Raw genomic sequence first — 18,537 nt, 5'->3', positions numbered from 1 at the left:
ACGATGAGCACCATCCTCGAGCACCTGCCCACCGGCCAGAAGGTCGGCATCGCCTTCTCCGGCGGCCTGGACACCAGCGCGGCCCTGCACTGGATGCGCAAGAAGGGCGCGATCCCCTACGCCTACACGGCCAACCTGGGCCAGCCGGACGAGCCCGACTACGACGAGATCCCGCGCAAGGCCATGCAGTACGGCGCCGAGAAGGCGCGCCTGGTCGACTGCCGGCTGCAGCTGGCGCACGAGGGCATCGCGGCGCTGCAGTCGGGCGCCTTCCACATCTCGACGGGCGGCCTGACCTACTTCAACACCACGCCGCTGGGACGCGCCGTCACCGGCACCATGCTGGTGGCCGCGATGAAGGAGGACGACGTCCACATCTGGGGCGACGGCAGCACCTTCAAGGGCAACGACATCGAGCGCTTCTACCGCTACGGCCTGCTGACCAACCCCTCGCTGAAGATCTACAAGCCCTGGCTGGACCAGGCCTTCATCGACGAACTGGGTGGCCGCGCCGAGATGTCGGCGTTCATGCAGCAGGCGGGCTTCGCCTACAAGATGTCGGCGGAGAAGGCCTATTCGACCGACTCCAACATGCTGGGCGCCACTCACGAGGCCAAGGACCTGGAGCAGCTGAACTCGGGCATCAAGATCGTCAATCCGATCATGGGCGTGGCGTTCTGGAAGGACGAGGTCGCGGTGAAGGCCGAGACCGTCACCGTGCGCTTCGAGGAGGGCCAGCCCGTGGCCCTCAACGGCAAGACCTTCGCCTCGCCGGTGGAGCTGATCCTGGAAGCCAACGCCATTGGCGGCCGCCACGGCCTGGGCATGAGCGACCAGATCGAGAACCGCATCATCGAGGCCAAGAGCCGCGGCATCTACGAGGCCCCCGGCCTGGCGCTGCTGTTCATCGCCTACGAGCGCCTGGTCACCGGCATCCACAACGAGGACACCATCGAGCAGTACCGCGACCACGGCCGCCGGCTCGGGCGCCTGCTCTACCAGGGCCGCTGGTTCGATCCGCAGGCCATCATGCTGCGCGAGACGGCGCAGCGCTGGGTGGCGCGCGCGATCACCGGTGAAGTCACGCTGGAGCTGCGCCGCGGCAACGACTACTCGATCCTGAACACCGAGTCGCCCAACCTCACCTACCAGCCCGAGCGGCTGACCATGGAAAAGGGCGAGTCGATGTTCTCGCCGCGCGACCGCATCGGGCAGCTGACCATGCGCAACCTTGACATCGTCGACACGCGCGACAAGCTGGGCGTGTACTCGCGCGCTGGGCTGCTGACTTCCGGTGGCGATGCGCCGCTGCCCTCGCTGGGCGACGACGCCGGCAAGCGCCTCAAGGGCTGACCGCACCGCCCAGCTTGTCCTTGTGGCTCATCCGGGCGGGACGCGCCCGGATGGGGTGACTCCTTTGGTGCAGTCATGTCGCGGAACAAACTTTTCTCTGACGCGTCCAAAGATGTGCCGAAAGGCAATTCGCGAAAGGAAGTCACATGAAGCAGATGAAGCATTGGCAGGATCCGGTCAACGCGCTGCTTGGTGCTTGGCTGATCGCCTGTCCCTGGGTGCTGGGATTCGCCAGGGAAACCACGGCCATGAGCAACATGGTCGTGATCGGCATCGCCCTCATCGCGGTGGCGATGGGCGCGATCCTGGTGCCGCAGGCATGGGAAGAGTGGACCGAAGCCGCGCTGGGGCTGTGGCTGATGGTCTCGCCCTGGGTGTTGGGATTCACCCATGTGCAAGCGGCGCGCGACACCGCGATCCTGACCGGCGTCGTGGTTCTGGCGCTGGCGGTCTGGGTGCTGTTCAGCGACAAGGACTGGGGCCTGTTGCGCGACGGGCGCACCGCCGGTTGAGTGGCTGACGGCGGGGGCGCCTGCTCCCGTCCAGAGGTTCCCTTGTGCAAGCGCCTGGCGGCGCGCGGCCAGGGCTTGGCCCTATTTCAGCTCGGTCGGCAAGCTCCACATCGAAGTGGTCGGCTCGCTTTCCATGCGCTCGATGTCCACGACCAGGGCCCGCAGGTCCTGCATGGCGGACGAGTCCTGCAGTTGCCCGGAGGCGTGCAGCCAGACCCCGCTGAAGTGGCTCACATGCTGCATCCAGGTTCCCTTGAGCGCACGGCGAAGCCTGCTTTCGAGGATCGGAAGCCCGAGCAGCAGGCGCACGGCGGAGCTGCGATGCCACTTCACCAGGCGCATCATCCCGACAAAGACGTGACGCCCATCGCGCAGGGTGCCGGTCTGGTGCACCTCCAAGGTAACGCAGCCGGAGGAAATGCCGCCGTGCGCCAACTGCTGGAGGATGAGGGATCGCAGTTCCTCCGCGATTTCATCCACCGAGTGTCCGGAAGTGCCGATGTCGGTGGCAGCCTCGCTCGAATCAGGAGTGCTCTGGAAGAGTTTGAACATCCGCAATGAGCTCGTGTAATGCGAATGAATCCAAGTTTATCCCGATGTAACGAAACCGCCCCCGATCAGGTCATCCAAGGCGGGCCCGGGTTTGGCGCGAATGCGACACGACGAGGAGATAAGTCCTCAAAACAGCTCATCCGCAAGCGGGCCTACCGATAAAACGGCTCGACGGTGCCCTTCAGCTTGATGAGAAGCGGCTGGCCCTTGCGATCCAGCGTCTTGCCGGCGGGCACCTTGACCCAGCCTTCGCTGATGCAGTACTCCTCGACGTCGTGCCGCTCCTTGCCGTTGAAGCGGATGCCGACGTCGTGCTCGAAGACGGCGGCAACGTGGTGCGGGCTGCGCGGGTCGGCCGACAGGCGATCGGGCAGCGGGGGGTAAGAGGTGCTTGGCTCCATGGCCTGAATTCTGCCCCGACTGCCACGGGTGCCCGAGCCCTGGCCCCTAGTTCCTGGCCACCGCCGCCAGGTCCCAGGTGCCGCTGCCCTCCTCGCGGCGCAGGATGTACATGCCGTCGCCGGTTTCGAGCTTCCACCAGCGCAGGCCCGGGCCCCACCAGCGATCCTGGATCGCCAGCACCTCGACCCGGCGGGCACCGAACCACACCACGGCCGGCTCCGGGTCGCCGCCCAGCCCAGGCTCGCAATCCACGCGCAGTTCCATGCGTCCACGATAGCGCAACGTGTACGCTTGTGCCGTGGCGAAACGACCGCTTTCGGGAGCTGCCGTGACCGGAGTCCTCATCGCGCTGGCCGTGGCGATTCCCATCGCCTGGATCTGGCTGAACCAGGAGAAGCTGCTGTTCTTCCCCGAGCCGCTGCCGGCCGGCTACCGCCTGGCCAACGATCCCGACGTCGTGGAATTCGAGGTGCCGGTCGACGGGGCGCGGCTGTCGGTGCTGCACCTGCGCCTGCCCCGGCCCAAAGGCGTGGTGTTCTACCTGCACGGCAATGCAGGCAACCTGTCCGGCTGGTTCAGCAATGCGGACTTCTACCGCGAGGCGAACTACGACCTGGTGATGCCCGACTACCGGGGCTACGGCAAGAGCACCGGCCGCATCCGCAGCGAGGACCAGCTGCTGTCGGACGTGCGCGCGGTCTGGGACGAGGTGGCGCCGCGCTATGCCGGCGGCAAGGTGGTGATCTACGGGCGCTCGCTCGGGACAGCGCCGGCGGCCGAACTGTCCTCGCAGCTGAGCGCCGCCGGCCGGCCGGCCGACCTGACGGTGCTGGTCACGCCCTACACCAGCGTCCGTGAGCTGGCTTCGGAGATCTATCCGGTGGTGCCGCAATTCATGGTGCGCTACCCGCTGGAAACGGCGTCGCGGGCGCAGGGCATCCGCGGCCCGATCCTGCTCTACCACGGCGACCGCGACGAGCTGATTCCCTTGCGCCACAGCGAGCGGCTGCGCGCCGCCCTGCCCAATACGCAACTCCTGGTCGTGGCGGGCGCGCGCCACAACGACATCCACGAGTTCCCGGCCTACCGCCAGCACTTCCTGGACGCCTTGCGTTCGCTCTGAGCGGACGCCGGGCCCCGCGACCAGGCCGGCCTCGTTGCGTCGACGCGAAGCGCACCGGGGCGCTTGATCCATGTCAAGCAAACGCGAAGCCGGGCTTTCTATCATAAGGTGCATATTTAGCCCACCTTATAGCCAGAGGACTTTCGCATGACCCAAATCGCATCCCAGATCGACGTCCGCACCATTGCCCCGCGCGATCGACATCCGCTGATTTTTTCCACCTTCCGCGCGCTCGCGCCCGGCCAGGCGCTGGAACTGGTCAATGACCACGACCCGAAGCCGCTGTACTTCCAGTTCGAAGCGCAGATGACCGGCGAGTTCGCCTGGGACTACCTGGAAGAGGGGCCCGACACCTGGCGCGTCGCCATCACGCGCGTGCGCGCCGCGCACGGCGCCGGCTCGTGCTGCGGCTCCTGTGGCTAGCCGGAATCCGCCCCAATCGCATAGGAAAACACATCATGAGAAGTAACAACACGCTCTGGCGCTGGCTCGGATTGATTTTCGTGCTGTCGTTCGGCGTCCTCGGTTTCCTGGGCTGGCAGATCTACCAGTCGGCCCCGCCCATCCCCAGCGCCGTCACCACTGCGAGCGGCAAGGTGCTGTTCACCGGCGAGCAGATCCAGCGCGGCCAGCAGGTCTGGCTCGCCTCCGGCGGCCAGCAGCAAGGCAGCGTCTGGGGCCACGGCGCCTACGTCGCGCCCGATTGGTCCGCCGACTGGCTGCACCGCGAAGCGGTCGCGCTGCAGGAACTGCGCGCCAAGACCATCGCCGCCGATGCGTCCCGGCCGACCGCTGTCGAGCGCGGCGCGATCGACTCCTCGGTGCGCGAGGAAATGCGCCGCAACACCTATGACGAAAAGACCGGCAAGGTCACGGTGTCCGACCTGCGCGCGCAGGCGATCGCCTCGGTGGCCAAGCACTACGACGGCGTGTTCGGCGATGCCCCCGCGCTGGCCAAGCTGCGCGAGCAGTACGCCATGCGCGACGGCACGCTGCCGGAAGCCGCCGACCGCGAAGCGCTGGCGGCCTTCGTCTTCTGGAGTTCGTGGTCTGCCGCCACCGACCGGCCGGGCGAGACCGACCTGTCCTACACCAGCAACTGGCCGCACGAGCCGCTGGTGGGCAATACCATGACCACCTCGGCGGCCATGTGGTCCATGGTCAGCGTCATCCTGCTGCTGGCGGGCATTGCCGCCCTGCTGTGGCTGCACGGCGCCGGCAAGCACGAGGCGCCGCTGCAGCCCCTCAAGTCCGATCCGCTGCTGGGCCTGTCGGCCACGCCGTCCATGAAGGCGACTCGCAAATACTTCTTTGCGGTGATCGGCCTGGTGCTGCTGCAGATCGGCATGGGCATCGTCACCGCGCACTACGCGGTCGAAGGACAGTCCTTCTTCGGCCTGCCGATCGGCGAGCTGCTGCCCTATGTGGTGAGCCGCACCGTGCACACCCAGGTGGGTATTTTCTGGATCGCCACCGCCTGGCTGGCCACCGGCCTGTACATCGCGCCGCTGCTGGGTGGACGCGAGCCCAAGCTGCAGAAGCTCGGGGTCGACGTGCTGTTCTGGGCGCTGATCGCCATCGTGGTCGGCTCCACCGCCACCGGCTGGCTGGGTACGCTGCAGCATCGCGGCGTCGACTTCAGCTTCTGGCTGGGCAACCAGGGCCTGGAGTTCACCAGCATGGGCCGCATCTGGCAGGTGCTGCTGTTCGTCGGCCTGCTGTTCTGGGCCTTCCTGCTGGGCCGTGCACTGTGGCCGGCGCTGACCAAGCCCTCGGAAAGCCGAGGCCTGATCGCCATGGTGTTTCTGTCGGCCGTCTGCATCGGCGGCTTCTACGCCAGCTCGCTGGTCTGGGGCCAGCACACCCACTACGCGATGGTCGAATACTGGCGCTGGTGGCTGGTGCACCTGTGGGTCGAAGGCTTCTTCGAAGTGTTCGCCACCGCCGTGATCGCGTTGATCTTCACCAAGCTGGGCCTGGTGCGCGCGACCAGCGCCAACCGCGCCATCGTCGCCGAGACCATCGTGTTCCTGTTCGGCGGCATCCTGGGCACGCTGCACCACCTGTACTGGACCGGCACGCCCACTTCGATCATCGCCGTCGGCGCCGTGTTCTCCGCGCTTGAAGTGGTGCCGCTGACGCTGATCGGCCTGGAAGCGCTGCAGAACTGGCAGCGTTCGCAGGGCACGCCCTGGCTGGCGGCCTACAAGTGGCCCGTGCTGTGCTTCGTGGCCGTGGGCTTCTGGAACACGGTCGGCGCCGGCCTGCTGGGCTTCGCGATCAACCCGCCGGCTTCGCTCTACTACGTGCAGGGCCTGAACATGACGGCGGCGCACGGCCACGCGGCGCTGTTCGGGGTCTACGGCATGCTGGGCATCGGCCTGATGCTGTTCTGCCTGCGCGGCCTGTATGCGCGCCACCTGCATGCCGACGGCCTGCTCAAGCCCGCCTTCTGGAGCCTGAACATCGGCCTGGCGATGATGGTGTTCATGTCGCTGCTGCCCGCGGGCATCTACCAGGCCTGGGCCAGCATCACCAAGGGCCTGTGGTACGCGCGCTCGCCCGAGGTCATCCACTCCAAGCTCATGGAGACGCTGGTGTGGCTGCGGGTGCCCGGCGACGTCGTATTCACGATCGGCGCCCTGTTCCTGGCCTGGTACGCGTGGCGGCTGCTGCGTCCCGCCCGCAGGGAGAGCGGCATCGGCGCCGCGCTTCCGGCGCAACGCTGATGACGAAGGGCCGGCGGCAAGCCGGCCTTTTTTCCATCGCTTGCGAAAGGAATGTGATGAAAACCGCGCCAATCGCCGCTGCCTTCGCAGCTCGGCTGGCGCGGTTTTGATCGCGTTCGGATCGACAATAGTGAACAGGCCCCAGGAGAACTTTTGAAGCTCACCACATTCACCGACTACAGCCTGCGCGTGCTGATCTACCTGGCGGCGCGGCCGGAGCAGCGGGTCACGATCGCCGAGGTCGCCCAGGCCTTCGCGGTATCCGAACATCACCTGGTCAAGGTCGTTCACTTCCTGGGCCAGCAAGGCTGGCTGCTGAACGTGCGGGGCAAGGGCGGCGGCCTCGAATTGGGCATGGTGCCGGATCGCATCCGCGTCGGCCAGGTGGTGCGCCAGACCGAGGGCGAGGTGCGGGTGGCGGAATGCTTCGGCGATGGCGAAAGCGATTGCCGCATCGTGTCCTGCTGCCATTTGCGCGGCGTGCTGGGCGAAGCGGTGACGGCCTTCTACGCCGTGCTCGATCGCTACACCCTGGCCGACCTGGTCGCCAACCGCCAGCAACTCGCCCGGGTGCTGTTCATGGAACGGCCGGCGGAGCCGGCCAAGGCAAAGCGTGCAGGGAGCCGAGCATGAGCCATCCAATGAGCGAAGAACGCTTCGAATGGGAAGGCCCGGATGAGCTGCTGCCGGTGGTGACGGACGCGCTCGAGCGCGTGGTCGATCCGGAAGTGGCGCTGAACATCGTCGACGTCGGCCTGGTCTACCTGGTGACGGTGCAGGACAAGCGGCTCGACGTGCACGTCACCATGACCTCGGCCGCCTGCCCGGTGGCCGACGTGATCGTGAGCGACATCGAGACCGAACTCGACCGCGCGTTGCCCGAAGACATGCTGATCCACGTCGAACTGGTCTGGGAGCCGCCGTGGACGCCGCAGCGCATGAGCGACAAGGCACGGCTGTTCATGGGATGGTAGGCCGCAAGCCGATCGCCGTGCTGCTGGTGGCCTGCGTCGCGCTGTCGCTGCTGGCCGGCATCGCTGGCGGCCTGCTGCGCGTGGGCATCGTGCTGCCGGGCGGCGCCGATGCGGCCTGGCTGCCGCGCGCCGCACTGGCGCACGCCGCGCTGATGACCTGCGGCTTCCTGGGGACGGTGATCGGCATCGAACGGGCAACGGCCGCCAAGCACAGGCTCGCCTGGATCGCGCCCTTGGCCTCGGGGCTGGCCGGCGTTTGCCTGCTGGCCGGCGCCGGGCTGCCGGCGCGCGTCCTGCTGGTGCTGGCCGCGCTGGCCTTCACCGGCGTCAACATCGCACTGCTGCTGCGGCAGTGGGCAGGCCACACCGCGCTGCTGGTCGCCAGCGCGCTGGCCTGGCTGGCCGGCAATGTGCTGTTCGCGCTCGACACCGGCGGCGCCGCGGTGCCGGCCTGGTGGTTCGCGTTCCTGATCATGACCATCGCGGCCGAGCGGCTGGAGATGACGCGGCTGATGCGCCGGCGGTCGGCCGCGCAGCCTCTGCTGCAGGGCGTGCTGGCCGCGCTGGTGCTGGGCGCCGGGCTGAGCGCCTTGTCGCCGGCGGCCGGCGGCGTGCTGTTCGGCGCCGCGCTGGTGGCGCTGGCCGTCTGGCTGTTCAGCTTCGACATCGCGCGGCGCACGGTGCATGCCAACGGGCTTTCGCGCTACATGGCGGTATGCCTGCTCAGCGGCTACGTCTGGCTGGCGGTCGGCGGCCTCGCCTGGGCGGCCATGGCGCTGGGCGCGCCCGCGCGCGACGCCGCCCTGCATGCGCTGGGACTGGGCTTCATCGTCTCCATGATCATGGGCCACGCGCCGGTGATCCTGCCGGCCGTCGCCGGCGTCAAGCTGCGCTTCGGCGGCTTCTTCTACCTGCCGCTGGCGGCCCTGCATGCCTCCCTGCTGCTGCGGCTGGTCCCCGGTGGCCTGCCCGGCTGGCGCGCCCAGGGCGCGGTCTTCAATGCCGCCGCGATCGCGCTGTTCGCGCTGACGGTGGCGGGTGCGGCCATGGCATGGCGGCGCGTGCACGGCGCTGGTCAATCGAAGGTGAAGGTGTAGATCAGGTCCAGCGCGTTGCGCTCGCCGCTGGTCTGCGCGCGCACCGTCAGGCGCCGCGTGACGTCGTAGAAGAGCGAGAGCGTGCCCAGGGCGCCGGACAAGCTGCGCTCGTAGGAAGCGTACAGGTTGCGGCCGAAGCGTTTGCCCACCGTGACCGAGGGGCCTTCGGCGCCGGCATTGCTCACGGACAGTTGGTCCAGGCCGAACGCGCTGGCGAAACCACGCTCCGGGCCGCCCGCGCGTTTCGCCAGCATCGCCAGTGCCGCCTCCTGCAGCAGGGCCGCCTCGGCACCGCCCTCCGGCGAGGCCCGGCCGGTCACCAGCCATGAGAGCTTCTCCGCATCGGGCAGGTCGGGATCGGAATAGAGCTGCACGCGCGGCACCAGGGCCGTGCCGCTGATGCGCACGCCCACGCGCTGCTGCGGCATGTTCGGGCGAATCGCCAGGATGTCCAGCACCGGGTTGTCCACCGGTCCCGTGAAACGGATGAGGCCGCGCTCGATCTCGAGGTGCTGGCCGTAGGCCCGGTATTCACCACCGCGGGTGCGTATGGTGCCGGCCAGCCGGGGCGCCGCCAGCGACTGGCCCGACACAGTGACAGAGCCGACCAAGCGCGTGTCAATGCCCAAGCCGCGCACGCGGAAGTCCCGGCCCAGGTCCACTTCCACGGCCAGTTGCAGCCGATCGCTGCCGGTTCCGGCATCGTCGGCCCGCGCCGGGACACGCGGAGCCAGCGCCGGGGCGCCGCGCACGGTCACGTCGTCGCCGAGCTTGGGCGTGCCCTCCTCGGGCAGCACGATCAGCGCCTGGTCCACCTCCAGCTTGCCATTGACGATGGTGCCCGAAGCATCGCGTTGCGCCGTGACCGTGCCGGAGATCGTCAGCTGCCGGTCGGACCGGGTACTGGCGCGAAGCCGTTGCGCCTGCACGTTCATTCGCACCTGCGGGCCCGAGGCCGCCCAGTTCGCTTCGCCGGTGGCATTGACCGTGCCGCCATCCTCGCCGGGACCGCGCAGGCTGAATTCGTCGACCAGCAGGTGCTGTCCGTCCAGGCGCGCGCGCATGCGGCCACCCTGCATCTCGAAGCCGTCGGCCACCGAGCGCAGCGCCAGGTCGTCGGCGTTCAGGCTGCCGGACAGCTGCGGACTCGCGCGCGTGCCGGCGATGGTCACGTCGGCCGCCAGTGCGCCGCGCAGCCGCCAGCCCGGCGGCGCGAGCAGGGACCACACGCCGATGCGCGGCAAGCGCGCGCGCAGGGTCCCCGACAGGGGCGCCTCCTGCGGCCACTGCCAGCCCGCGTCGCCGCTACGCAGCAGCTTCGTCGCGATTCGGCCATCGGCGCTGCCGGCGCGCTCGCTGTCCCAGCGCAGTGTCACGGTCAAGGCATCGCCGTCGCCTTCGAGCGCCAGGCGCGCATCACGCACGCCCGCCGCCACCCGCGCGATCTGCCCCTGCCCCGACTCCGCGAGCAGCGTGAGGTCGCCGCGGCTGCGGACCAGCGATGCGCGGACGCGGGGCGAAGGGCCGAGGCGCGCGTCCCACACCGCGTCGAACAGCATGTCGCCGGTGACCACCGACCCAGGCAACTGCAAGGCACCGGCCAGCTCGATCCATGCGAGCGGCAAGCCCTGCAAACGCCCGGCCGTGTAAAGCTCGCCGCCGGCCCACCGCACGGTGTCCCAGGCCACCTGCGCCGGTGCGCCTTCGCGTGGCGCGTTCAGCAGCGCCTGCCCGGCGCCAGCCTCGAAACGCCCGGACGACCAGCGCCAGTCGAACGGCGCCTGCAACTTGAAGGTCCACGGCCCCTTGCCCACGGCCGGGTCGATGGCGGTGGCATCGAGGGCCGTGATCTGGCCCAGCCAGGGCGCATTCGCCTGCGCGCCGCGCTGCCCGCCACGTCCGGCCACGTCGATGCTGGCGCTGCGAGGACCCTGCTCGGCGCGCGCGCGCAGGCGCATCTGCGCATCGGCCAGTCGCCCTTCGACGCTGGCGTTGATGTCGCGCACCCGCCAGGGCGAAGGACCCGCCGGCACGATGACCAATGGCGCAGCCAGCCGCGCCTGCACGTTCGGGTTGCGCCACCCGCCCTGCCAGTCGAGTTGCGCCTCGGCCCGGCCCTCCGCGATGACCTGGCCAATCTCATCGGGAACGCCTGGCAGACGGGCCAGCCAGGCCAGGGCCTGCGGCAGGCTGTTGCTCACCAGCTGCGCACGGCCCGCGCCGGCCGTCTCCGACATCCGGCCGTCCACCGTCACCGTCAGGCCCGGCGCAGCCAAGGTCAGTTTGCCGCCGCCGCCAGGCCCCTGCGGCCGGAACTCCAGGTTACCGCTCAGCGTGGCGTCGGCAGTGCGCAGGTCCAGGGCGAATATCGACAACAGCCCCGCGGACCAGCGGCCGCGCGCACTCGCCGATCGCAGCTCCAGCGCGGCCAGGTCCGCACTCGCATCACGCCGGGCACCCGGCGGCATCTCACCGATGGCATTCAGGTCCGCGACGAAGTCGATGCCGCGTGCATCGCCCTTGACCTGCGCGGTGCCGCTCACAGGCAGCGGCACCAGTCCGCTGTACACGGCAGCGGGATTGACGTCGCGCAGGCTGGCATTCACGCTCCAGCTGTCGCTGCCCTGCAGTTCGCCGCTGGCGCTCAGTTCGCCGCCCCCCACGCGGGCTTGCAGCGTGCGCAGGCGGGCGATGCCGTCCTCGCGCCACTCCAGCGCCGCGCTCAGGCGCTCCAGCGGCAATTGGCTGTGGTCCCAGGGTCCGGGGACGGCGTTGCTCGCCTCCACGCCGATGGTCCAGGTCCCCGTACCGGCAGGCTGCACGCGCGCCCGTCCCGACAACGAGGTGCGCGGCGCCTGCGGCCAGAGCGCGCCGGCATCGAGCTGGCGGAACTCGGCCTGGGCCTGCGGCAGCACCGGCGCGGACCAGGGCGTGATGCGCGCCGTGGCCGTGACCCGGGTGTTCGCAGCGGACGAATCGGGCTGGCCGTTCAGTTCAACGCGCGCCTGCAGGTCGGCCAGGGGACCCTCGGCCGAGGCGTTCAGGATCAGCGGCAGGTCGGCGCCCCCGGGCACCTTCGCCGCCAGCCGCCCTTGCAGGCGCGCCTGCAGGGGCAGATTGCCGCGCGCGCCCAGGCTGACCTCGCCCGCGTAGTCGCCACCCATCCAGTGCAGGCTGGTGAGCTGCGCGCGATGCCGGGTGAGGTCGAAGTCATAGCGGCCCGCGATGTCGCTGATCTCGACGCTGCGGCCGGGCGCCACCCACTGCAGTTGGCCGATCCGCAGCTCGCCGAGCTCGATGCGCAGCGGGAGCGCCAGCGATTCCGGCAGCGAGGTGTGCTGGGGCGGCCGCTGGTCCTCGATGCGCAGGCGCGCTGCATGCAGGTGGTCCACCCGCAGCGTGGATCGCGCCAGCGCGAGCGGCTGCCACGCGAGCCGCACGCCTTCGGCTTCGACCTTCAGGCCTTCGTGCTCCCATCGCAGCTGCCGGGCCTGCAGCCCCGTGCGCAGCGAACCGGTCGCGTCCTGCACGGTGAGCGGCTGCGACTTCGCCGCCTGCGCCAGCGCCCAGTCCAGCGACGACTGGGTGCCAGTCCACCACCACAGCCCGGCGGCCGCCAGCACCAGCAGGAGCAGCGCGCCCAGCAACAGGGCGCCGAACCATTTCAATGCAGTGGCGATGGCGGCGCGCATCTCAGTCCCACGGAGTCAGAACGTGACCCCGATGTTGAAGTGCAGCCGCACCTGCTTCGGCTCGAAGCCGTACGCCAGGTCGACTTGCAGCGGTCCGAGCGGGCTCTTGTAGCGCACCCCGACGCCGGCGCCGACCTCGGGGCGCAGGTTCGAGGGGCGGTCGCTGACGGCGCCGACATCGACGAAGACGGCGCTCTCCAGGTTGGTTTCCACGCCGCCGCGCCGGATCGGCCGTTGCCACTCCAGGCTGCCCACCGTCATGAAGCGGCCGGGCGAGATCACGCCGTTCGCGTTCTGCACGCCGATGTCACGGTAGCCGTAGCCGCGCACCGAGTTATCGCCCCCGGTGCGAAACAGCTGGGCGGAAGGCACTTCGGCGTCGTCCCTGGCAAACACCGCACCGGCCTCGGCGCGAAACTGTATGCGGCCCGAAGTCAGCGGCCACAGGACCAGGCCGCGGAGCACGGTTCGCTGGAAGGGGCTCTTGCTGCCGGTCAGCGTGTAGCCGCCGCCGAGCTCGAAGCCGACGCCGTAGCCGCGCGTGGGAAAGGGCAGGCGGTCGAAGTAGCGGCCGGTCCACACGTAGTTCACGCTGAGCGAAGTGCCGTCACCCGTGTCCGGGATGCTGGCCTCGGACACGCCCTCCGCCACCGCGACGTCGGCGCGGTCGTACTGCACATAGACGTTGCGTTCGATGTGGCTGCCGGCCCAGGTGCGGCCCACGCGCAGGCGCTGGGCATCGGTGACCAGGGTTCCGTCGTCCACTCGCTCCACACGCACCAAGGTGCCCCAGCGCCAGCCTCGTTCATCCGGAATCGCCGTCCACTCGGTCTGCGCGTACGGCGACTTGCGCTCCAGCTGCAGCTTGGTCACGGCGCGCCATCGGATCCCTGGCACCTCGTTGTAGCGATGCTCCAGCGAGGCGCGTGCGCCGCTGTCGGTGGACACGCCCAGTCCCAGCACCACGCGGTTCAGCGGCGCCTCGCGCACCGACACCTGCACCGGTGCCGCCTGGGGGTCGCTCTCGGGGTCGACGACGATGAAGGCGGAATCGAAGTAGCCGCTGCCGGTCAGGCGCAGCTGGGCCTGCGTGATGTCCTCCTGGTCGTAGGTCGCGCCCACCGGCAGGCGCGCGAGCCGGGGCGCGATCACCGGGTCATAGCGGCTCACGCCACTGACCTGCGTCGGTCCGTACCGGAACACCGGGCCGGAATCCAGCCGCAGGCCCAGCGCGGCGCTGGCGGAGGGCGCATCCACGTCCGCGAGGCTGTAGCTCACTTTCCCCGCGGGGTAGCGCCGCTGGGTCAGCTGGCGCAAGGCCTGGGTCTTGGCATCCTGCCATTGCTCCTGGCTGAAGCGGCGGCCGGACGGCAGCCGCCAGCCCTTGAGGATTTCCTCGCGCTGTGCCACGGCGCCGCGGTCGGTGGTCTGCGCAATGTCGCCTTCGAAGTCGATCTTGACCTCGCCGACCTGGGTCGGCCGGTGCGGCTCCACCTCCACCACGATCACCGGCTTGCCGCCCGTGCCCTCTTCGCGGCGGATCGACACGGCCGGCTCGAAGTAGCCCTGGGTGGCCAGCAGTTCGCGCACGTTGCGCTCGGCCAGCACGATCAGGCGCGCCAGCTCGACCTCGTCCAGGTCCGGCACCTCACGGTAACGACGCAGCTCCATGTGCTGCTCCAGCAGCGCGCGCAGTTCCTTGGGGGCGCGGACATCGATGCTGAAGGACGGGCCGGTGGGCTCAGGCAGCTGTTCCTGCTGCGACTCCTGCGCCAACGCGGGCGCCGCCAGCCACAGCGCGAACGCCACGGTGGCGGCTGCGTACGCGCGGCGAAAGCAGAGCATGCGGGCGCTTGAGGACTCGTCTTTGTCCTCGACTATCGCGGCTGGCGGCCATCTGGCGCGTAGTCCTGCGCCGACAGGGAAGCAGAGCCGTCAGGGCCTTGCCAGCCGGCCTAGACCACCACCGGTTCCGGCTCGAGCCGGATGCCGAACCGTTCGTAGACGCTGGTCTGGATGGCGCGCGCCAGGGTCACCACCTCGCCGCCGGTGGCGCCGCCACGGTTGACCAGCACCAGCGCCTGTTTCTCGTAGACGCCGGCGTTGCCGACCGATTTGCCCTTCCAGCCGCAGGCATCGATCAGCCAGCCGGCCGCCAGCTTCACCGTGCCGTCGGGCATCGGGTAGTGCACGATCTTGGGCTCGCGGGCGATGATGTCCTGGCACTGCTCCGGCGTGACCGTCGGGTTCTTGAAGAAGCTGCCTGCATTGCCGAGCACGCGCGGGTCGGGCAGCTTGTGGCTGCGGACGGCGCACACCCAGTCGTAGATCTGGCGCGCCGAGGGCGAGGCGATGCCCGTCTCGTGCACCTTGCGCTGCAGGTCGAGGTAGTCGAGCACGGGTTTCCAAGGCTTGGGCAGGCGAAAGCGCACGCGCAGGATCAGCGCGCGTCCGGCCAGGCCCATGCCGCGCAGCGGCACCGCGCCGTCATGGCCGTCACGGGGCGGCGCGTGCTTGAATACCGAGTCGCGGTAGCCGAAGCCGCACTGCGCGGCTTCGAGCGTGAACAGCCGTCCGGTCGCCAGGTCGATGGCATCGAGCGAGTCGAAGCGGTCCTGCAGCTCCACGCCGTAGGCGCCCACGTTCTGCACCGGCGAGGCGCCCACGGTGCCCGGGATCAGCGCCAGGTTCTCCAGGCCCGGATGGCCCTGGTCCAGCGTCCAGGTCACGAACTCATGCCAGTTCTCGCCGGCGCCGGCCTCGATCACCACGCCCCGGGGGCCGTCTTCCAGCACCCGGCGGCCCATGATCTCGACCTTGAGCACCAGCGGCTTCACGTCGCCCGTCAGCACGATGTTGCTGCCGCCGCCTAGCACGAATTTCCCGGCGGCGCCCTGCGCGGCATCAGCCAGCACTTCGAGCACGTCGCCTTCCGAGCGCACACGCACCAGCGCGCGCGCCTTGGCCACGATGCCAAAGCTGTTGTGCGCTTGCAGGGGTACGTTTTGCTCCACGATCATGGGAGAATTGTCGCACTGGGAAACAGCAGAACCTTGGGGGAGCCCATGCCTTCTTTCGATACCGTTTGCGAGCCGAACATGGTGGAGGTGCGCAACGCCGTGGACAACGCCGCGAAGGAGATCGCGACCCGATTTGACTTCAAAGGCACGTCGGCGGCCATCGAGCTGAAGGAAAAAGAGATCACGGTGTTCGGCGACGCGGAATTCCAGCTTGTCCAGGTGGAGGACATCCTCACCGGCAAGCTGACCAAACGCAGCGTGGACGTGCGCTTCCTCGACAAGGGCGAGGTGCAGAAGATCGGCGGCGACCGCGTCAAGCAGGTCGTCAAGGTGCGCAGCGGCATCGAGTCCGACCAGGCCAAGAAGATCCAGCGCATCATCAAGGACAGCAAGCTGAAGGTGCAGGCCTCGATCCAGGGCGACGCGGTGCGCGTCACCGGCGCCAAGCGCGACGACCTGCAGGCCGCGATGGCGCTGATCCGCAAGGAAATCGCCGACGTGCCGCTGTCCTTCAACAATTTCCGCGATTGATGCCCCCGCTTGCCCGCCGCAGCACTGCGGCCGCCCTGCTGGCCCTGGCGTGCGCGGCCAGCCAGGCCCAGGTGAGCCTGCAGGGGGTGCTCGGCAACAAGGCGCTGTTGATCGTCAACGGCTCCAGCCCCAAGGCGGTGTCCACCGGTGAGAGCTTCCAGGGCGTGAAGCTGGTGTCGGTGTCGGGCGACCAGGCGGTGGTCGAGATCGAAGGCAGCCGGCGCCAGTTACGCGTCGGCGACTCCCCCGTCCGCGTGGGCGCCGGCATGGCCGCCGCTCCCGCCAGCGGCGGTGTGATCGTGCTGCATGCCAGCGACGGCGGCCACTTCATGACCGAGGGCCGCATCAATGGCGAGGCCGTGCGCTTCATGGTGGACACCGGCGCCACCCTGGTCGCGCTGAGCGAGACCCTGGCGCGCCGCATCGGCCTGGACTACAAGCGCGGCGCCGTCGGCTACGCGAGCACCGCCAACGGCGCGGTGCCGACCTGGCACCTCAAGCTGGAATCCGTGCGCGTGGGCGACATCGAACTGCGGGACGTGGAGGCCTCGGTGGTGCCGGCCAACATGCCCTTCGTGCTGCTGGGCAACAGCTTCCTCAACCGCTTCCGCATGAAGCGCGACAACGACTTGATGGTGCTGGAGCGCCGGTATTAGGGCCTTCTCACATTGTTTTTGGCTGTGCGTTGCGAGCCAACAGGGCTCAGTGCTAGGCGTGCCGGCGCCGTCGCACCAACGTGCGGCAAGCCGGCACAACAACGCAATGGGCCCTGTTGACTCGCAACCCGGAGGGAACGTGATCAAAACCGCGCCACTCGTCGTTGCACTCCTAGCCAAGGCGTCCAGCCTTGGCTTCGTCGCGCGCCTGGATTGGCGCGGTTTTGATCGCGTTCGCACTGCCAAAAACAGTGTGAGCAGGCCCTAATGCCGGAGCAGCCCCCGCCCGTGCCGCCGCAGGCGGCCATGGAGCGCCCTTCCGCGCTGGCGCCGCTGCGGGTGCCGGTGTTCCGCATGCTGTGGCTCACCTGGCTCGCGGCGAACACGACGATGTGGATGAACGACGTCGCGGCCGCCTGGCTGATGACCTCGCTCGCGCCCTCGCCGCTGTGGGTGGCACTGGTGCAGTCCGCCTCGACACTGCCGGTGTTCCTGCTCGGCCTGCCCAGCGGGGCGCTGGCCGACATCCTGGACCGCAAGCGCTATTTCATGATCACCCAGTTCTGGGTGGCCGCGATCGCCATCGTGCTGTGCGCGGTGGTGGCACTGGACTGGATCAACGCGCCGCTGCTGCTGGCGCTGACCTTCGCCAACGGCGTCGGCCTGGCGATGCGCTGGCCGGTGTTCGCGGCCATCGTGCCGGAGCTGGTGAGCCGGCAGCAGTTGCCGGCGGCGCTGGCCCTCAACGGCGTGGCCATGAACTTCTCGCGCATCCTCGGCCCGCTGGTGGCGGGGGCGCTGATCGCCAGCGCCGGCAGCGCCTGGGTGTTCCTGCTGAACGCGGTGCTGTCGCTGGCGGCGGGCTTCACCATCATGCGCTGGCGCCGCGAGCACAAGGAAAGCCCGCTCGGCCGCGAGCGCCTGGCCAGCGCCATGCGCGTTGGCGTGCAGTACGTCTGGCAATCGGGGCGCATCCGCGCCATCTTGCTGCGCATCTCGCTGTTCTTCCTGCACTCGACGGCGCTGCTGGCGCTGCTGCCGCTGGTCGCCCGCGCCCTGCCGGGCGGCGCGGCCGGCACCTTCACCGTGCTGCTGGCGTCCATGGGCGCCGGCGCGGTGTTTGCCGCATTGCAGATGCAGCGCCTTCGCCAGTTCGTGCAGCCGAGCCAGCTGGTGCTGGGCGGGACCATCGTGCAGGCCTGCGCGGCGGTGGTGGTGGCCTTCGCCACCAGCCTCTACCTCGCGGTGCCGGGGATGTTGGTGGCCGGGGCCGCCTGGATCACAGTGGCCAATTCGCTGACGGTCTCGACGCAGATGGCGCTGCCCGACTGGGTGCGGGCGCGCGGCATGTCGATCTACCAGATGGCCCTGATGGGTTCCACGGCCGCGGGCGCCGCCCTGTGGGGCCAGGTCGCGACCTGGACCGGCATCCACGACGCGCTGCTGTTGGCCTCCGTCTCCAGCATCACCCTGATGACGCTGGCGCACCGCTTCGTGGCGGACCGCGGCACCGAGGAAGACCTCACGCCGTCGAGCGCCTGGAAAGCGCCCCAGGCCGAGTCGCCGCCGCGCCAGGGGCGCATCGTGGTGAACATCGAATACCGGATCGATCCCGAGCGCGTCGAGGAATTCATGCAACTGATGCAGGAGAGCCGCCGCAGCCGCATGAGCCAGGGCGCGCTGGACTGGCAGGTGCTGCGCGATGTCTACGACCCCGGGCGCGTCATCGAGCAGATCACCGACGAATCCTGGACCGAGCACCTGCGCCGCTTCGACCGCGTCACGGCCACCGACGTGCAGTTGCGCGACCGCAGGCTGTCCTTCCACCTTGGCGACGAGCCGCCCGTGGTCACGCGCTACCTGGTCGAGAAGTAAGGCGAGCCGCAGCGCGCGCGG

General features: G+C 69.3%; 17 protein-coding genes. 11 read left to right on the top strand and 6 right to left on the bottom strand.

The window, feature by feature from the left end; all coding sequences use genetic code 11:
- Nucleotides 1-3: 3 nt before the first annotated feature.
- Together argG and UC35_RS15680 are read left to right on the top strand one after the other, a co-directional pair.
- A complete protein-coding gene (argG, locus tag UC35_RS15685; protein WP_061501306.1) occupies nucleotides 4-1,353 on the top strand; it encodes an argininosuccinate synthase in 1,350 nt (449 codons plus the stop codon).
- A 146-nt stretch (nucleotides 1,354-1,499) separates the two neighbouring features.
- Entirely contained in the window at nucleotides 1,500-1,865 is a 366-nt protein-coding gene (locus UC35_RS15680; protein ID WP_061501305.1) for an SPW repeat protein, read from the top strand.
- 81 nt (nucleotides 1,866-1,946) lie between these two features.
- Here UC35_RS15680 and UC35_RS15675 read toward each other — a convergent pair whose 3' ends face one another.
- From UC35_RS15675 to UC35_RS15665, 3 genes are all read right to left on the bottom strand, one after another.
- Nucleotides 1,947-2,417 carry a hypothetical protein gene (locus tag UC35_RS15675; protein ID WP_061501304.1) on the bottom strand — a complete coding sequence of 157 codons (471 nt, stop codon included), beginning with the start codon at nucleotides 2,415-2,417 and terminating at the stop codon, nucleotides 1,947-1,949.
- A gap of 152 nt (nucleotides 2,418-2,569) precedes the next feature.
- Nucleotides 2,570-2,818 (bottom strand): DUF3297 family protein, encoded by a 249-nt coding sequence (locus UC35_RS15670; RefSeq protein ID WP_061501302.1) that lies wholly within the window; start codon nucleotides 2,816-2,818, stop codon nucleotides 2,570-2,572.
- A gap of 46 nt (nucleotides 2,819-2,864) precedes the next feature.
- Nucleotides 2,865-3,083 carry a hypothetical protein gene (locus tag UC35_RS15665; protein ID WP_061501300.1) on the bottom strand — a complete coding sequence of 73 codons (219 nt, stop codon included), beginning with the start codon at nucleotides 3,081-3,083 and terminating at the stop codon, nucleotides 2,865-2,867.
- 64 nt (nucleotides 3,084-3,147) lie between these two features.
- Between UC35_RS15665 and UC35_RS15660 the strand changes: the two genes are divergently transcribed.
- From UC35_RS15660 to UC35_RS15635, 6 genes are all read left to right on the top strand, one after another.
- Nucleotides 3,148-3,942: an alpha/beta hydrolase gene (locus UC35_RS15660; protein ID WP_061501299.1), complete on the top strand. Its 795-nt coding sequence runs from the start codon at nucleotides 3,148-3,150 to the stop codon at nucleotides 3,940-3,942.
- Nucleotides 3,943-4,089: 147 nt separating this feature from the next.
- Nucleotides 4,090-4,365, top strand: a complete 276-nt coding sequence (locus UC35_RS15655; RefSeq protein ID WP_061501297.1) for a DUF2249 domain-containing protein — start codon at nucleotides 4,090-4,092, stop codon at nucleotides 4,363-4,365.
- Between the two features lie 35 nt (nucleotides 4,366-4,400).
- On the top strand, nucleotides 4,401-6,671 hold the full coding sequence (locus UC35_RS15650; RefSeq protein ID WP_061501295.1) for a nitric-oxide reductase large subunit: 2,271 nt from the start codon (nucleotides 4,401-4,403) through the stop codon (nucleotides 6,669-6,671).
- Nucleotides 6,672-6,824: 153 nt separating this feature from the next.
- Entirely contained in the window at nucleotides 6,825-7,304 is a 480-nt protein-coding gene (locus tag UC35_RS15645; protein ID WP_061501293.1) for an Rrf2 family transcriptional regulator, read from the top strand.
- An 8-nt stretch (nucleotides 7,305-7,312) separates the two neighbouring features.
- Entirely contained in the window at nucleotides 7,313-7,645 is a 333-nt protein-coding gene (locus UC35_RS15640) for a metal-sulfur cluster assembly factor (protein ID WP_082793287.1), read from the top strand.
- A complete protein-coding gene (locus UC35_RS15635) occupies nucleotides 7,639-8,742 on the top strand; it encodes a hypothetical protein (protein ID WP_061501289.1) in 1,104 nt (367 codons plus the stop codon). Before UC35_RS15640 ends, UC35_RS15635 begins: the two co-directional genes overlap by 7 nt.
- Here UC35_RS15635 and UC35_RS15630 read toward each other — a convergent pair.
- From UC35_RS15630 to murB, 3 genes are all read right to left on the bottom strand, one after another.
- Nucleotides 8,721-12,434, bottom strand: coding sequence for a translocation/assembly module TamB domain-containing protein (locus tag UC35_RS15630; protein WP_061501287.1), 3,714 nt, complete (start codon nucleotides 12,432-12,434; stop codon nucleotides 8,721-8,723). The two genes, UC35_RS15635 and UC35_RS15630, sit on opposite strands and share 22 nt — an antisense overlap.
- A 15-nt stretch (nucleotides 12,435-12,449) precedes the next feature.
- Complete coding sequence (locus tag UC35_RS15625) at nucleotides 12,450-14,279, bottom strand: autotransporter assembly complex protein TamA (protein ID WP_061501285.1); 1,830 nt, start codon at nucleotides 14,277-14,279, stop codon at nucleotides 12,450-12,452.
- A 110-nt stretch (nucleotides 14,280-14,389) separates the two neighbouring features.
- Nucleotides 14,390-15,454: a UDP-N-acetylmuramate dehydrogenase gene (gene murB / locus UC35_RS15620; protein WP_061501283.1), complete on the bottom strand. Its 1,065-nt coding sequence runs from the start codon at nucleotides 15,452-15,454 to the stop codon at nucleotides 14,390-14,392.
- Nucleotides 15,455-15,499: 45 nt separating this feature from the next.
- On the opposite strand from murB, the gene UC35_RS15615 reads away from it, so the two are divergent.
- The 3 genes from UC35_RS15615 to UC35_RS15605 all read left to right on the top strand — a co-directional run bounded on the left by UC35_RS15615 (nucleotide 15,500) and on the right by UC35_RS15605 (nucleotide 18,516).
- Entirely contained in the window at nucleotides 15,500-15,985 is a 486-nt protein-coding gene (locus UC35_RS15615) for a YajQ family cyclic di-GMP-binding protein (protein WP_061501281.1), read from the top strand.
- Complete coding sequence (locus UC35_RS15610; protein ID WP_061501279.1) at nucleotides 15,985-16,641, top strand: TIGR02281 family clan AA aspartic protease; 657 nt, start codon at nucleotides 15,985-15,987, stop codon at nucleotides 16,639-16,641. The genes UC35_RS15615 and UC35_RS15610 overlap by 1 nt, the downstream gene beginning before the upstream one ends.
- A 267-nt stretch (nucleotides 16,642-16,908) precedes the next feature.
- Nucleotides 16,909-18,516: an MFS transporter gene (locus UC35_RS15605; protein WP_061501278.1), complete on the top strand. Its 1,608-nt coding sequence runs from the start codon at nucleotides 16,909-16,911 to the stop codon at nucleotides 18,514-18,516.
- Nucleotides 18,517-18,537: the final 21 nt, after the last annotated feature.

The organism is Ramlibacter tataouinensis (assembly GCF_001580455.1).
GTDB lineage: Bacteria > Pseudomonadota > Gammaproteobacteria > Burkholderiales > Burkholderiaceae_C > Ramlibacter > Ramlibacter tataouinensis_B.
This window is presented reverse-complemented; position numbering and strand designations above follow the sequence as displayed.